At 40.9% G+C, this 14,535-nt stretch carries 14 protein-coding genes; 3 read left to right on the forward strand and 11 right to left on the reverse strand.

Annotated features, from left to right (window positions below):
• Position 1 precedes the first annotated feature (1 nt).
• Positions 2 to 1,426, reverse strand: coding sequence for a PAS domain-containing protein (locus tag HQK88_11980; GenBank protein MBF0617520.1), 1,425 nt, complete (start codon positions 1,424 to 1,426; stop codon positions 2 to 4).
• 281 nt (positions 1,427 to 1,707) lie between these two features.
• Here HQK88_11980 and HQK88_11985 point away from each other — a divergent pair, with 281 nt between their 5' ends.
• From HQK88_11985 to HQK88_11995, 3 genes are all read left to right on the forward strand, one after another.
• Positions 1,708 to 2,448, forward strand: a complete 741-nt coding sequence (locus HQK88_11985; GenBank protein ID MBF0617521.1) for a triose-phosphate isomerase — start codon at positions 1,708 to 1,710, stop codon at positions 2,446 to 2,448.
• 7 nt (positions 2,449 to 2,455) lie between these two features.
• Positions 2,456 to 2,842, forward strand: a complete 387-nt coding sequence (secG, locus tag HQK88_11990) for a preprotein translocase subunit SecG (GenBank protein ID MBF0617522.1) — start codon at positions 2,456 to 2,458, stop codon at positions 2,840 to 2,842.
• Between the two features lie 73 nt (positions 2,843 to 2,915).
• Positions 2,916 to 4,397 carry a response regulator gene (locus HQK88_11995; GenBank protein MBF0617523.1) on the forward strand — a complete coding sequence of 494 codons (1,482 nt, stop codon included), beginning with the start codon at positions 2,916 to 2,918 and terminating at the stop codon, positions 4,395 to 4,397.
• Positions 4,398 to 4,406: 9 nt separating this feature from the next.
• Here the strand turns inward: HQK88_11995 and glmS are convergent, their stop codons facing one another.
• The 10 genes from glmS to HQK88_12045 form a co-directional block, all read right to left on the reverse strand.
• Positions 4,407 to 6,224: a glutamine--fructose-6-phosphate transaminase (isomerizing) gene (gene glmS, locus HQK88_12000; protein MBF0617524.1), complete on the reverse strand. Its 1,818-nt coding sequence runs from the start codon at positions 6,222 to 6,224 to the stop codon at positions 4,407 to 4,409.
• A 6-nt stretch (positions 6,225 to 6,230) separates the two neighbouring features.
• Positions 6,231 to 7,619 (reverse strand): bifunctional UDP-N-acetylglucosamine diphosphorylase/glucosamine-1-phosphate N-acetyltransferase GlmU, encoded by a 1,389-nt coding sequence (gene glmU / locus HQK88_12005; GenBank protein ID MBF0617525.1) that lies wholly within the window; start codon positions 7,617 to 7,619, stop codon positions 6,231 to 6,233.
• A gap of 451 nt (positions 7,620 to 8,070) precedes the next feature.
• The gene (locus tag HQK88_12010; protein ID MBF0617526.1) at positions 8,071 to 10,671 is read right to left on the reverse strand and encodes a TIR domain-containing protein; all 2,601 of its coding nucleotides are present in this window, start codon (positions 10,669 to 10,671) and stop codon (positions 8,071 to 8,073) included.
• Between the two features lie 175 nt (positions 10,672 to 10,846).
• A complete protein-coding gene (locus HQK88_12015) occupies positions 10,847 to 11,905 on the reverse strand; it encodes a trypsin-like peptidase domain-containing protein (GenBank protein ID MBF0617527.1) in 1,059 nt (352 codons plus the stop codon).
• 31 nt (positions 11,906 to 11,936) lie between these two features.
• On the reverse strand, positions 11,937 to 12,692 hold the full coding sequence (locus HQK88_12020) for a YebC/PmpR family DNA-binding transcriptional regulator (protein ID MBF0617528.1): 756 nt from the start codon (positions 12,690 to 12,692) through the stop codon (positions 11,937 to 11,939).
• A gap of 83 nt (positions 12,693 to 12,775) precedes the next feature.
• Entirely contained in the window at positions 12,776 to 13,135 is a 360-nt protein-coding gene (locus HQK88_12025) for a DUF86 domain-containing protein (GenBank protein MBF0617529.1), read from the reverse strand.
• Complete coding sequence (locus HQK88_12030; GenBank protein MBF0617530.1) at positions 13,132 to 13,428, reverse strand: nucleotidyltransferase family protein; 297 nt, start codon at positions 13,426 to 13,428, stop codon at positions 13,132 to 13,134. Before HQK88_12030 ends, HQK88_12025 begins: the two co-directional genes overlap by 4 nt.
• A 219-nt stretch (positions 13,429 to 13,647) precedes the next feature.
• Entirely contained in the window at positions 13,648 to 13,899 is a 252-nt protein-coding gene (locus HQK88_12035) for a hypothetical protein (protein MBF0617531.1), read from the reverse strand.
• Between the two features lie 91 nt (positions 13,900 to 13,990).
• Positions 13,991 to 14,233 carry a phosphoribosylformylglycinamidine synthase subunit PurS gene (gene purS / locus HQK88_12040; GenBank protein MBF0617532.1) on the reverse strand — a complete coding sequence of 81 codons (243 nt, stop codon included), beginning with the start codon at positions 14,231 to 14,233 and terminating at the stop codon, positions 13,991 to 13,993.
• Positions 14,205 to 14,534, reverse strand: coding sequence for a cell division protein ZapA (locus tag HQK88_12045; GenBank protein ID MBF0617533.1), 330 nt, complete (start codon positions 14,532 to 14,534; stop codon positions 14,205 to 14,207). The genes purS and HQK88_12045 overlap by 29 nt, the downstream gene beginning before the upstream one ends.
• Between the last annotated feature and the right edge of the window lies 1 nt (position 14,535).

Raw genomic sequence — 14,535 nt, forward strand, 5'->3', positions numbered from 1 at the left:
GTTATGGGTTAACATCTATACGGATTTCAGACTTTGGAATGAGTATTTTAACTGTAGTACCCGCTCCCTCCGCACTTTCAAACTTTAATTCCCAGTCGTGTGCACGGACAATGTGTTTGACTATGGCAAGGCCAAGCCCGGTTCCCCCAAGCTCTCTTGACCGTGAAGGATCAACGCGGTAAAACCTTTCCCCAATACGGGTAAGACTCTTTTTAGGGATTCCCACCCCAGTGTCTTTAACGTAAAGGCAAAACCTGAAGGTATCCTCGTTAACGCCTATTTCTATAGTGCCGCTTTGAGTAAACTTTATAGCGTTGTCTATGAGATTAATCAGAACCTGCACCACTTTGTCTCTGTCTGCCACAAGCGATATGTTGCTGCTGGTAAATGCTGTTTTTATATTCAGGGATTTCTCTAACCCCTTCGCCCTGAGAGTTTCCACCACGGTGTCAACAACCTCTATAAGGTTTATGGCTTGCTTGTTTATTCGTATAACGCCTAACTCTATACTTGAGATGGTAAGCAGGTCCTCAACCAGCCTGTTTAGGCGTTCACTGTGAAAAACAATCGAGTTTAAAAACCTGACGGCATTCTTTTTATCCGTTAATGCGCCCTCGATAAGTGTTTCGGCAAATCCCTTTATGGCAGTAACAGGAGTCCTTATCTCGTGGGATACGTTTGCCACAAAGTCTTTTCTCATTGTCTCAAGTTTCTTTAGCTCAGTAATATCATGGAAAAGAACAACCACACCGGAGAGATCATTTTTTTTGTAGAATGGCGACATCCTGACCATAAGGTATTTTTCCCCGGGATGCTCAAGGAATATTTCCCCTGATTCACTTTTGTCAAACCTCTTAACATTCTCAAGCATGACATTTAAGTTAAAACTTCTTATTATCTCTATAAGTGTGCGGGAAACCGGAGTGCTCTTGTAGTCAAACATCTCTCGTGCCCTGTCATTTAAATAAACTACACCGTCACGATTGTCTATAATCAACAGAGCATCCGGAATGCTTTCCAGGATAGCATCCAGTTGGGAGCGCTCCTCCTCGGTCTGTTCTGATTTTCTCTTCAGGTTTTTTGTTATATTGTTTATAAACTGATACACCTCCGCCAGATCAGGGTAGTCCTCAAAATAGACTCTGTCCTCAAAACTCCCATGATAGACAATTTCAGAAAATAACTTGATCTCTTCAAGAAAACGTTTCTTTTTCCGGTAGTCCCTGTAAATAAAAATTACCGTTATACATGCCCCTATAAGCGTAAAAGCTATAAATGCGTAAGTTAGAATATACACTTTGAAATTGCTGTCATAAAGAGGGTTTTTTATGACAAACGTGGCAATCAGGTCAAACAGGCCTGAGGATACAGCCATAATGGTACAGATGGTTAAAATGCGCAGAGAAAGCCTTTTACCGGCTGTCATTATACGCTCTCCTTCAAATAAGAGCTAACACCTGTGCGGGTTTTTACACCGGAAAAGTTGCTGGTGTTGTCCATTACGGCTATCATTCTTTTCAACGCATATCCCCCCCTCTTTGCTCTATTAATGTAACATATTTAATGTGACATTTGTGTTATTTTTTCATTTCAATACTCCTTGACTTTTTTGCCATATTCTTTCTATACTTTGTCACAGCTTAAGAAAAATAAAAGCACAGGAACTATAGAGAAAGATAAAAATCAAATACTAAGGAGAACTGGAAAATGAGGAGACCTTTTATATCGGCCAACTGGAAGATGTATAAGACATCGGATGAGACGAGGGATTTTATAAGTGCATTTTTACCTGCTGTTAAATCGGTATCGGATGTTGACATAGTGCTGGCGCCGGCTTTTACCTCGCTGGCTGCTGCCGGTGAGCTTCTTAAGGGCACAAACGTGGACCTTTCGGCCCAGAATATGTATTTTGAGGCAGAGGGCGCTTATACGGGAGAAATTTCTGCTAAGATGATTCTCGATCTCGGCTGTAAGTATGTAATCCTTGGCCATTCGGAAAGACGCCAGTATTTTGGCGAAACAGATGAGTTCTTAAATAAGAAAGTTAAGGCAGCAAGGGCGGCAGGGCTCAGCGTTATATTTTGTATCGGTGAGACACTTGATGAAAGAAATGGCGGTAAGATGTTTGACGTTATAAAACGGCAGGTTGTGGATGGTCTTAAAGACGTTAATACAGACGGCCTTGTTATAGCGTACGAGCCGATATGGGCAATTGGCACAGGGGTAACAGCCACTCCGGATCAGGCTCAGGAGGCTCACAAGTTTGTGCGTGACCAGTTGAGGAATGTTTATGGCGGAAAGGCTGATGAGCTTAGAATACTCTATGGCGGCAGCGTTAAACCTGATAACGTAAAGGAGCTTATGGCAAAGCCCGACGTTGACGGCGCACTTGTGGGAGGCGCCAGCCTTAAGCCGGATAGCTTTGAAAAAATAGTGAAGTTCAGGTAACATACAGATGCATATACTCTTATTGATAGTTCATGTACTGGTTTGTGTGTTTTTGATTTTCGTTGTGCTGGTTCAGAGCTCAAAGGGTTCCCAGATGGGTGCGGCCTTTGGCGGCTCAAGCCAGACTATTTTTGGAGCAAGGGGTGCTGCCACTTTTCTTGCTAAGGCTACAACGACTACTGCCGTAATCTTTATGGTAACTGCGCTGTTGCTTGCAGTGTATGAAACAAGGAAAACATCCATTGTCACCGTGCCGCAGGCTGCCACAAAAAGTGCTCCGGCAAACTCCAATTTGCCGTTAAGCGGCGCTGGGGTTGCACCTAAGGATGAGCAAAATAAAAACCAGAGTAAGCCACCTCAGGCAGCACCATCAGGCAATACCTCTAAGCCTTAACTCACTGCTGCTTTGTCTAAATGCTAACACAGGAGGGCTTCAAAGCCCTCCTTATAAATAGGTAATCTCAATTGTGGTCTTACTTGTTGACAAAGATAACGAACGGCTTGCAGCCACAAACATCACGCTTTCCAGCGCAGGATATACCGTTGTAACCGCATCTGATGTTGTTTCCGCTCTGAGCCGGGTTCAACAAGCATATCCTTCTGTGATTTTATTTGATGAGGCGCTCTTAGATTCCGGAGGGTTAGAGTTTATCGGTATCTTAAAGAAGCACTACGGAGGCCATGTGGCTTTTATAGTTTTAACCTCTGGCACTAATGATGCCGGTTTGAGTAAACTATCTGATTTTGGTATAAACTCTTTTCTTACTAAACCTATCTCATCACTTCAGTTACTTGGCCTTGTGAGGCTTAACTTAGACCTGATACAAAAAGACCGCCTCATACTTGCACTTGAGTCATCTGACACGGTACAAATCAAAGAGACGAAAGACTCGTTAAATGTTATACAAAAGGCTATAGATATAATTCAGGTGGGTGTTATGATTATAGATACCGACATGAGAATAAAGTATGTAAACCATACGCAATCCGCCATGTTGAGCACCAGCCCTGAGATGATGAAAGGCAAGTATTTGTATGATTTTATGCCTCTGCAGTACTGCGCATACACAGACGAAAAAGTACACAGAAGCGAACAGATAATCTTCAATAATGAGGGCGGCTTCATTCACATTCAACTTGTGTCAGATATGGTTTTGGATGACAGAGATAAACCTATCGCCTATGTCTATTGCTGTATGGATATTACTGAAATCAAGGAATTGGAAAAAGAACTGTTTGATTATAGCGAACAGCTACAAATTATGGTAAATGAGCGAACAGCAGAACTTCTGGCATCAAACAAAGCACTTAAGGCATCATTAGAGGAAAAAGAGATCCTCTTAAAAGAAGTTCATCACAGAGTCAGAAATAACCTTCAAATCATATCAAGCATGATAAATCTAAGCGTATCAAATGTAACCGACCCTCAATCCCTCTCTGTACTAAAGAGCAGCTACTCAAGAGTCAAGGCAATGACCCTTTTGCACGACAGACTCTCCGAGTCAGCAGACATGGCCTCAGTAGATGTTGCAAGCTACATCGATTCCCTAAGCGGTGAGCTTATTTCAACCTACGGAGTTTCTCAACCTGATTTGATAGTAAACACAGACATCGGCTCACTCAACATTAACATCATGATGCAGTGCGCACTGATTCTAAATGAGCTTATCTCTAACTCACTACGGCATGCTTTTTCTAAAGGCGACCGCGGCGAGATTGTAATTACCTTTAACAAACAAGAGGATGACAGTTATATCCTAATCGTAAGCGATAACGGCTGTGGTTTTAAAGCCACTCCATCAGAGAGTGATTCCTACTCAGGCCTTCAACTTGTTGGTGACATTGTAAAGATGAAACTAAAGGGTTTGATTACTGCTAACACATCACTGGGAACTAATTTTACAATAACGTTTAGAGATGTCGGGGGACGGTACCACAATAAGGTGTAATTAATAATTTTATTCAACGGTTACACTTTTTGCAAGGTTTCTCGGCTGATCCACATCGCAGCCCCTGATTACCGCTATATGATATGCAAGGAGCTGTAAGGGAGCTGTCATAAGCACCGGGTTTAAGTAGATGTTTGAAAACGGCACAGATATGAAATGATTAGCCATAGCTTTAACATAAACGTCATCGTGGTTAGAGACAACAATTGTTGTTCCGCCCCGGGATTTAACCTCCTCGATATTGCTTAGGACTTTTTCATATAGCACATCCTTTGACAAAAGGATAACCACAGGCAATCCGTCATCAATAAGAGCAATCGGCCCGTGTTTCATCTCACCTGCCGGGTAGCCCTCGGCATGAATGTAGGAAATCTCTTTGAGTTTTAGTGCGCCCTCAAGAGCAATTGGATACAGAATGCCCCGTCCAAGGAAAAGAAAGTCATTTGCCTTATGAAGTGTGCGGGCAAGTTTCTCTATTTCGCTATCCATCAGAAGAATGTGTTCAAACAGAGCGGGAAGGTGCAGCAAATCCTTTATAAGGTTTGGTGTTTCGCTGTGCTCTGAGGCAAGAGCAAGAGCAAAAAGGTACAATGAAACCAACTGCGTTACAAAAGCCTTAGTTGAGGCAACCCCAATTTCAGGGCCCGAATGAGTATAAAACACGTGAGCAGACTCACGGGATGCTGTACTGCCAACCACGTTACAAATAGTTAGAGTAGCTGCCCCGCACTTTTTAGCCTCTCTGAGAGCAGCAAGCGTATCTGCTGTTTCTCCAGACTGAGTTATGGAAATAAACAAATCCCCCTTACCTATTATCGGCTTTCGATACCTGAACTCCGAGGATATATCAACCTCTACAGGAACTCTGGCAAGGGATTCAATCATATACTTGCCGCAAAGGCCGGCATGCCACGATGTGCCGCAAGCGCTTATAAACACCTTCTTTATGTGTTTCAACTCCGAGGCAGTAAGCCCAAACTCGTACAGATTAACCTCGGCGCGTTCTGAGTTAACTCTGCCTGTGATGGTATCGGCTATGGCACGGGGCTGCTCAAATATCTCCTTAAGCATAAAATGTTTGTAGCCGCCTTTTTCAGCCATTGCCGAGCTCCATGTGATTTTTATCGGATCTCTGTGGATGGGGATGCCGTCAAAGCTTAAGATCTCAGCTCCGTCTTTGGTTAAAATAGCCAACTCGCCGTCCTCCATAAATACGACATCGCGAGTACTGGTTAAAAAAGCCGGCACATCAGAAGCTGAAAAGTACTCACCCTCACCCAGCCCTATAACAAGTGGGCTGTCTTTGCGGGCACAGACAATTTTTCCCGGCTCTCGTTCACTGAGCACATTTAGCGCATATGAGCCGTTTAACCGTTTCACGGACTGTCTTACGGCATCCTCAAGTGGCACACCCTCTTTGTAGTAATCGTTTATTATGTGGCAGATCACCTCTGTATCGGTGTCGGATTTAAACTCTTTCCCCTTTGAAAGGAGTTCCTGCTTAAGCTCTATGAAGTTTTCTATGATTCCGTTATGCACTATTGCAATAGGGCCAACTCTGTGGGGATGAGCATTGTGCTCGGTAGGGGAGCCATGTGTTGCCCATCTGGTATGCCCAATACCCGTAAAACTTTTAGGTTTTGACTGATTTACCTTATTAAGAAGCTCGTTTATTTTCCCCTTACACCGCACTATGTCCATCTTGTTATCGTTATTTATAAAGGCAATTCCGGCTGAGTCATATCCCCTGTATTCTAGCTTTTTAAGGCCATCCAGAATCAAACTGACAGCGTTATTTTTTCCAACATATCCTATTATTCCACACATTAGGTGTTACTCCTTTTTAGCCGGTTGTTTTCTTAAAGTCCAGTTGTCAATGTGTTGTTGTTTAGCACGAGCTACGGCAAGTGCATCCTCAGGGACATCCTTTGTAATAGTGGATCCAGCGGCAATAACGGCGTTTTTGTTTATTGTCACGGGGGCTACAAGCTGAGTGCCGCTCCCTACAAAAACCCCGTCTTTTATCACTGTCTTGTGCTTTTTTATGCCGTCGTAGTTGCAAGTTATCGTGCCTGCCCCTACGTTTATATCTTTGCCAAGCTCGGAATCCCCTATGTATGTCAGATGAGATGCTTTGGAGTTATAGCCAATAGTGGAGTTTTTAACCTCTACAAAATTTCCGATTTTACCCTTTGGGCCTATCGTTGAGCCAGGCCTTATATGGGCAAACGGCCCTATTGCAGAACCAGTCAGAATTTTTGAGTCTTCAATTAAAGTTGAATCTTTAATCACAACATCGTCTTCTAACACAACATCTATTAGTCTTGTACCGGGATAAATCGTGCAATTTGACCCTATATTGGTATTTCCCTCAAGCACCACGTTTGGGTAGATAAACGTGTCTTTACCTATGGTAACATCAGGCGATATAAACACAGAATCTGGATCCATAATGGTAACACCGTTGTTTAGCAAATACTCGGCAATATCTTTCTGAAGCACCCTCTGAGCGGCTAAAAGTTCCTGCCGTGAGTTGATTCCCCAAAATTCCTTTTCGTCTGCGGCCTTAAGGGCTTCTGTCTTAAACCCCTCCTTTATGGATAGCTCCACTATGTCAGTTAAATAGAATTCGCCGTTTTTTTCATTTCTCCTGATGTTTTCAATAAGCGGCAACACACTGGCACTTATCACGTAAAAACCGCTGTTTACCTCAGTGATTTTCTTAACCTCATTGGATGTATCGCTTAGCTCAACAATCCGGCTGATTTCATTATTAATCCGTAGTATTCGGCCATAAGCGCCCGGAACAGACGCATTAAATGTAACAACGGTAAGAGCGTTTTCGTTTTGTAAATGGAAATCAACAACATTTTCCAAAGTTTTACTTTTAATAAGAGGCGTATCTCCGGTAACTACTAAGATGAGATCATATGAGTCTTTTATCACGCTGAGAGCCGATTTCAGAGCATCTGCCGTACCAAGTGGTTTTTCCTGATAAGCGAACTCCACAGAATCTTTTTTTATAAAATCTTTCACTGTTTCTGTGAGGCGAGAAATGACAATCACTGTTTTTTCAATATCAGATATTTCAGAAAGACAATCCGCCGTATAACAAATCATGGGTTTACCCAAAATTCTGTGAAGAACTTTTGGCAGTGAGGAATGCATCCTCTTTCCAAGGCCAGCAGCCAAAATTACGCTGCATATTTTCTTATTTTCCATTACTTTCCTTAAAAGTGTATGTTTATTGTCTTGTTCTTGTCAGATTTCATTACGTTTTGCTTGACTCAGAATTATTTAGCGTAAGTTCAGATGATTTCAACTGCCGGAAAGCCTCGCTTGCATACTCCGTCTGCTGTGGGGAAATGCCTCGGCATCAAGTTCGGCCTTTGCCCACTGAGCGACGTCTGGTGTTAATTCAACTTTCACAACGACACATCCTTTCAAATGAGAATATACTATTTTATCATAAATAGTATAGCGAAACCAACACGTCGAATTGCCTCAATGCTTTTGGTATAAACCCTGCAGTTTCCAACGCCATTGTATTACTGTTTTAAGTTAAGACAGTAAAGTGTTTAAGCTCATTAATCACGTTCATCTGTGGTTTAATCCCTCTTATGGTGGAATATTTTTACCATCAACATCCAAAGTATTCACTTAACCACCACGGCTACTGCTTTGAAAGAATGTCCAACAATTCCTCAAAAGATTTCTTGTCTGAATAGTTCGCCCTTTTTATATCATATAGCAATTCAGGAATATCCTTCTCATCGCAATCCTCCAGCATTAAGATGAAAACTTTTTTGCCTGTTGGATTTTTAATATTTTTGCGTAGAGTTGCCCCATATTCTGCCTGAACCCAATTTGACTTTACAGAACTTTTACTCATACAAACCAGCATGTGTTTACTATTGCGCAAGCCATACTCTATATTATTTATTGTACGTTCACCATATATTATTTGCTCATGGTCAATCCAATAGGATATTCCTCTTTTTTTGAGATGATGCAGTAACTTCTTGCTAATAGAACTCTTATCTACTGATGAGTAACTTATAAAAACGTCATAACTAATATCTCTTATTTGTTCAAAAAGATTTTTTATTAGTACAGTTGTGACTGATTTTCTACATTCAACTATAGTTTTACCTTTATTCTCTGCCTTAATAAGGTAACTATAATCATAGGTCTCGGTACAGTTTTTCTCACAGTTACACGGTATTATTAATTTAGGATTTATCCCCTTTGTCTTTTCATGGATGCGATCAAAATGTTCCCTGATGACGCCGATAAGCTCGCGCTTGTTATCGCCGCTGACTGTTATTTCTACTTTTTGTGCAACTGGGTCGGCTTTTATATAAGCATTTGTTTTAAGGCCGTCAGAAATTTTCTCTAATATAGTTCCGTTACGCCAGCACAAATAATTGTTTTCATTATCTCGTTTAATTAATTTGTGTGCTCTTACAATGAACCTTGGGATGACGCTTTTTGGCAAAAACTCGTATTCATAAATAATTTTCGTGCCAATACTTAAATCATAGTCGGCATCAACGCTTTCCTTTGTTAAAGCGCTTGCTATTACATGATTTTTAGTATCATCCATCTGAAATGACAGTTCAAAATTTTTCATTAAACTAAGAAGCGTTGCATATTTTGACTGAGGATAAACATTTAAATCTTTCCATATTTCAGGCAAATCTTTTTCTTGTAAAATACCTTTTCGTTCCAGCACTGCTCTTGACGAGACAATCTTATACACCGCATTAGTTCCCCATGAAGGTTTAATAATTATCGTATTACGCAACGTTAAATCATCCTTGAAATGTAAAAATACGCCTAAATCATGAAGATATTCATCAAGCACCTTTTCGCCTCTTTCTTCAATCCCGTTATTTTTACAAACCGTTTGAAATTCCAAATAATCTATTTGTTTTCTTGAATCATTTTCAAATTGCTTTCTGATTTTTATCCAGGGCTCTGGCCACGGCGTACCCATGTGTGATAAATCGGCGGCTATTTCAGCTATATTGGCTTTTAGTTTATCGAAGCTATCGTAGCCCTTATCAGGCTCCTTACAACTTACACGATAAAATCCCTGAATTATATCAGGGAATTTATCTTTTAAATCTTTTAAATTAATATCACCTGCGTATTCATCGTATTTATTAAGAACCAAAATAACCGGACTACCCTCACCAAATACCTTAATGGTATTAAGCCAGTGTTCAATCCTGCCGAATTCGTCTTCTTGCCTTGCATCCCACACAAGCATATAAACAGAGCGCTTTGTCAGGAAAAACTGATGGGTTGCGTGATATATCTCCTGCCCGCCGAAATCCCATACGTTTAGCTTTATAACTATGTTATTTTGAGTTTTCAGAGTTAAAGGTTTTATTTCTATTCCTTCTGTGGATTCCTGGGTTTCCGAAAAAGTATCGTCAATTAATCGTTTTAAAATACTTGTCTTTCCAACGCCACCTTGACCGACAATTAATAGCTTTGCCTCGTATAGTTCTGTTATTTCTGGTTTTTGTTCTTTTGATTTTGTTTTTTTTGTTTCTTGTTCTTTTAATAAAGCAAAATACTCCTTTATCGCATCAATGCCCTTTGTTGCTATTTCTATAGGCGGGATTAGAAGGGGGTTTTTTTGGACATCAAAATATGTTACCTTTGTAAGGTTTGCTATTTCAGGCGGAAGGTGCGTTAGTTGGTTGTCACTAATAGCAAGTTCTTTCAACTTAGTGAGTTTTCCAATCTCAGATGGAAGCTGATTTAGTTGGTTGTTATGAATATGAAGTTTTTGTAAGTTAGTGAGTTTTTTTATCTCAGGTGGAAGGTGCGTTAGTTGGTTTATACGAATAAAAAGTGTTTGCAGTTTAGTAAGTTTTCCAATCTCAGGCGGGAGCTGAATTAGTTGGTTATTATGTATAAAAAGTGTTTGCAGTTTGGTAAGGTTTCCAATCTCAGGCGGGAGCAGCGTTAGTTGGTTATTATTTATAGCAAGCGATTGTAAGTTAGTGAGTTTTCCAATCTCAGGCGGGAGACTTTCAAGTCGGTTTCTACTAATAGCAAGTTCTTTCAACCCGGTGAGTTTTCCAATCTCAGATGGAAGGTGCGTTAGTTGGTTGTTAGAAATATCAAGTTTTTGTAAGTTAGTTAGTTTTCCAATCTCAGGCGGGAGGGTTGTGATTTCTTTGTATGGTAAGAGTAACGAGCTTAAATTGCATTGATGCGCTTTATTGATTTCTTTTAATAATTCTTCTTCATCCATTTTAAGCAAGCTCCTCGTGTATTGTTCTAATTAGTCCTGTTAATGTGCAGTCATAGCAAAACCAACACAGTCTGCCATGCTATGATTAATGTTTTCCACTGGTTTATTGTACAAAATATATGATTTTTTTACAATGATTCAAATTGAGAACAAATGCTTCTCCAACGGGAAGAACCTATTGTCTTAACTCGACACGCATCTTCACCTCTATGATTTTGTTGTCTCTGAGGAGCTTTATAGAAACGTAGTCGTTAGTTTTTTTCGCAGAAAGTATTTTCATTACGTCTTGCATGTAGGCTACCTTTACGCCATTAACCTCAAGTATGACATCGCCTCCAAGATAAATATCAGTACCGCTTACGCTTACAGGATTATTGCCGCCTCTGATACCAGCTTTAAACGCAGGGCTTCCGGTAACAACCTCAGAAACCAGTATTCCCCTGTTTACAGGTAATCCTATGGCTTTGGCAAGGTTTTCCCAAAGCGGCAGCCCAACTATACCCATCCACGGCTTTCGTGTCCTGCCGTACTTTATAAGGTCTGGGATAACGCTCTTGGCCGTGTTAATAGGGATTGCAAACCCTATGCCAATATTTCCCCCTGAGGGAGTAAATATAGCCGAGTTTATACCTATCATTTTCCCCTCTGTATCAAGAAGAGGGCCGCCGGAGTTTCCGGGATTTATTGGAGCATCTGTTTGAATAACATCCTCGATAACTCTGCCATGCTCTGTGGTCAGCGGCCTGCCTGTTGCGCTTATAATGCCTGCAGTCAGAGTGGAATTTAACCCAAATGGATTCCCTATAGCAAAGACCTTTTGTCCCACCTGAAGTCCTTCTGAGTTTCCAAATTCAAGAGCCTTAAAGGAACCGTGTTTTTCAGCTATAATTTTTATTATGGCAATGTCACTGTCTGGGTCAGCGCCGATAAACTTAGCCCTGAACTTCTTGCCGTCATTCATTACTATAGTTATTTCCGATGTATCCTCAACAACGTGGAAATTGGTAACTACGTAACCGTCCTGAGTTATTATTGAACCGGAACCGGAGCCCTTTTGTGGATAAACTGAAAAGAAATCCCTCATCAGTGTGGTTGTGGTTATGTTTACAACAGAGGGACTGGCATTTTTAAAGACAGAGATATTTATCTCCTCTTCAGGGGTCAGCTTTGCCCCTAAGGCAGCAGCAGAGGATAAAAGAACTAAAATAATAATCGGAATAATAAGCCTTTTCATTATTGAGCGTTAGTTACAGAGTTGCCTCATTTCAGGACGCATCCGTAAGAACAAAATCCTCCGGCACGTCAAAATTAGCGTAAACATTTTGTACGTCCTCAAGCTCATCGAGAGCATCCATTAGATTTAGCAGTTTCCCGGCTGTTGCGTTATCCACAGAAATATTGTTATCCGGAATCATGGTAATTTCAGACGATGAGACGGCAATACCGGAATTTATGAGAGCTGTTCTCACTGTCTCTAAGACGTCAGGGGCAGTTATTATTTCATAGTGTTCATCCTCGGGGTCATTTTTCAAATCCTCAGCCCCGGCATCAAGCACCACGGCCATGAGCTGATCCTCGGAGGCTGCCTTTTTATCAACCACTATGGTACCTTTTTTTGAAAACATCCAGGCCACACACCCTGACTCTCCCAGATTGCCGCCGCTTTTCGTAAGAAGTCTTCTGATTTCGGCTACCGTTCTGTTTCTGTTATCTGTCATAACCTCAATTAGGATAGCAACACCAGCAATTCCATATCCCTCATACATAATCTCCTCGTACATGGCTCCAGGCAGCTCTCCGGTTCCTTTTTGTATTGCTCTTTTTACGTTTTCGTAAGGCATATTGTATTCTTTTGCCTTTTCAATAGCAGTGCGCAGTCGGGCATTACCTTCAAGGTCGCCGCCTGCAGTCCTTGCCGCTACGGTTATCTCCTTTACGACTTTAGAAAAAACCTTTCCTCTTTTAGAATCAGTTGTTGCCTTTTTTCTTTTTATCTGAGACCATTTTGAATGACCTGACATGATACCCCCGATTTTAAAATATCAACGCATACAATATAATTATAATATATATTAAACGAATAATTCATTAATTTTTTATTGCGTTATAGTAATTCAGAACTTTTAAGCAGAAATTCAAGCAAGTGTTTAATGTCATTCTTAATTTCTGGTAATTCCTCTTTAACAGCAAGCCAGACCATATCCAGTTTGACGCCGAAGTACAGATGAACAACCTTATCCCTCATACCTGACATGTCCTTCCATGGGATAGTTCTAAATTTATTTCTTATCGGTTTTGGAATATGTTTTGCTGCCTCGCCAATAATTTCAATGCACTTTATAACAGCATAAATTGTGCGGTCATCCTCAACGAAACTCTCATAACTCATACTGCGAACAAACTCTTCGGCTTTCTCTATAGACTCCAGTATATCCTTTGCAAACAAAGATATATCACGATTCAAATATAAACTACCTCATTTATTATTCTTTCTTTAAGCTCAGCTCTGATACCTTCTTTCGATACAAGGTCAACTTTTACCTGTAAGAGGTCAGACAGCAGGTTTTCTATGTGTACAAATCTCAAGAGCCCCATTGGCTCCCCTATTTCAACAAGAATGTCCACATCGCTTCTTATCTTTTGCTCTCCTCGAACATAAGAGCCAAATATGCCTATCTTTGTTATTTTGTATTTTCCCCGTAACTCTTCTCTGTGACTGTTAAGAATTTCTTTTATTTCATCAAGCGATTTGTTCAACGTTTGAAGTCCCTCTTCAAGAACATATCATGGTTTGTTTGTATTCAGCAATACACACGGAATAAACATTTTCCTTATTAAAAGTTCGCCTTCAATTCTTGCTGCTACTTTTAAAATATCAACGCACACACGTAAATAAAGGAACAGGGGTGAAGCTCCCCAAGCGTAACGGAGCGCCCCTAACCCCCTAAGACATTCCCTTACTGTCTTATCACAAGCCTATTTAAGACCTAACTCAGCAGCCGCAGCCTTTAAGTCAGCTTCATTTGCCTTAGCAGCATTCATCATAGGACTTTTGGAATCCTTAGCAGCCTTAACAAAAGCATCAGCAGTTTTCAATTTCTCCACCAATTTTGCCTTATCAGGGGCTACTTTGCCATTGTGACAGCCCTGGCACTTCTCAAAACCTGCCATTGCAACTGTTGAAAATGCAAACACCAATACTACTACAAATACCACAACTTTCTTCATCAAACTATCCTCCACTTAAGTTTTTTAAAAACAATTCCTGCTCACTACATAGCTAAGCAAGAAAATCAAGCAACAATTCTGCCAAGCCTCTCTATGGCTCTATCACATACGTATAATTTTCAATAACGGTGTTAACCAACAGCCGTTCACACATATCCTTAACCTGTTCATGAGCGGCCTCAACTGAGGCACAATCCAAAGCAATCTCAACATACTTGCCGACACGAACATCGGTCAATCCTTTGAATCCCAGATTATTAAGACCCTGAAGCACGGCCTTACCCTGTGGGTCGAGAATCTCCTGTCTATGCTTTATGTAAACTTTTGCTTTCATCTGTTGCTTTTACCTTTTCCTTGTGGCGTTTCACCGGAGAAGTGTCATTTTCGAGCAATTTGTCTATTTCATCGGTTTCAATTTCAATTTTACTAAACAACGACCTTAACTTATAAAGCTCATCTGTTATACTTATTGATGCAAGGATTGATGCTTTAAGTGACTGAGTGCCGGGAGCCGCTGCCATTACCTCGCTAATTTTGGTATCAACGTAGGTGGCCAGACTTTTCATATACTCCTCAGACTCCTCACCCTTCAGTATATAGTTTTGGCCAAGTATCGTTACCTCTGCGCTGCCCATT

This window comes from Nitrospirota bacterium (assembly GCA_015233895.1).
GTDB lineage: Bacteria > Nitrospirota > Thermodesulfovibrionia > Thermodesulfovibrionales > Magnetobacteriaceae > Magnetomonas.

What these genes read in the sequence shown, in the direction of transcription:
- HQK88_11980 (MBF0617520.1), bottom strand. Translation starts at nt 1,426, where the DNA reads ATGACAGCCGGTAAAAGGCTTTCTCTGCGCATTTTAACCATCTGTACC.
- HQK88_11985 (MBF0617521.1), top strand. Translation starts at nt 1,708, where the DNA reads ATGAGGAGACCTTTTATATCGGCCAACTGGAAGATGTATAAGACATCG.
- secG (MBF0617522.1), top strand. Translation starts at nt 2,456, where the DNA reads ATGCATATACTCTTATTGATAGTTCATGTACTGGTTTGTGTGTTTTTG.
- glmS (MBF0617524.1), bottom strand. Translation starts at nt 6,224, where the DNA reads ATGTGTGGAATAATAGGATATGTTGGAAAAAATAACGCTGTCAGTTTG.
- glmU (MBF0617525.1), bottom strand. Translation starts at nt 7,619, where the DNA reads ATGGAAAATAAGAAAATATGCAGCGTAATTTTGGCTGCTGGCCTTGGA.
- HQK88_12010 (MBF0617526.1), bottom strand. Translation starts at nt 10,671, where the DNA reads ATGGATGAAGAAGAATTATTAAAAGAAATCAATAAAGCGCATCAATGC.
- HQK88_12015 (MBF0617527.1), bottom strand. Translation starts at nt 11,905, where the DNA reads ATGAAAAGGCTTATTATTCCGATTATTATTTTAGTTCTTTTATCCTCT.
- HQK88_12020 (MBF0617528.1), bottom strand. Translation starts at nt 12,692, where the DNA reads ATGTCAGGTCATTCAAAATGGTCTCAGATAAAAAGAAAAAAGGCAACA.
- HQK88_12035 (MBF0617531.1), bottom strand. Translation starts at nt 13,899, where the DNA reads ATGAAGAAAGTTGTGGTATTTGTAGTAGTATTGGTGTTTGCATTTTCA.
- purS (MBF0617532.1), bottom strand. Translation starts at nt 14,233, where the DNA reads ATGAAAGCAAAAGTTTACATAAAGCATAGACAGGAGATTCTCGACCCA.
- HQK88_12045 (MBF0617533.1), bottom strand. Translation starts at nt 14,534, where the DNA reads ATGGGCAGCGCAGAGGTAACGATACTTGGCCAAAACTATATACTGAAG.